Origin of the sequence: Micromonospora sp. URMC 105 (genome assembly GCF_051386295.1) — a bacterium.
In the GTDB taxonomy this organism is placed as follows: domain Bacteria; phylum Actinomycetota; class Actinomycetes; order Mycobacteriales; family Micromonosporaceae; genus Micromonospora.
Genome location: NZ_JBPQTL010000225.1, coordinates 1 through 454 on the forward strand (window position 1 = coordinate 1; position 454 = coordinate 454).

General features: G+C 67.6%; 1 protein-coding gene. It reads left to right on the forward strand.

Annotated features, from left to right (window positions below):
- A partial coding sequence (locus tag ACSNN7_RS29055; RefSeq protein ID WP_436684229.1) for a C39 family peptidase occupies positions 1–417 on the forward strand: 417 nt, incomplete at its 5' end.
- Between the last annotated feature and the right edge of the window lie 37 nt (positions 418–454).

A 454-nucleotide genomic window follows, 5' to 3' on the forward strand; every position in this document is an offset into this window, starting at 1 on the left:
ATCGACGTCGACGCCATGGCCAAGCAGATGGGCACCACCGAGGCCGGCACCGACAGCATCAACGACATCACCCCGGTCCTGAACAAGGAAACCGGCACGAACAACACCTACCGGTCGGTCGAGATCCGCGACAACCGCGCCGACGACAAGCAGACCGGCAAGCTGCGCGCCGACATCGTGCGCACCATCGACGACGGCCGCGCCATCGTCGCCAACATCGCCGGCACCGCCACCGACACCGACGGCAACACCCACTCCTTCGAAGGCGGGCACTACATCAGCGTCATCGGCTACCGCGACAACGGCAACACCGTCACCATCGCCGACTCCGCCAACCCCGCACAGGCCTCCTACCGGATGAGCGTCGACAACCTCGCCGACTGGATCGCCACCCGCGGCTACGCCACCGCCTCCTGACCCACACCACGACGAAGGGCCGGCCCCCACCACGGGG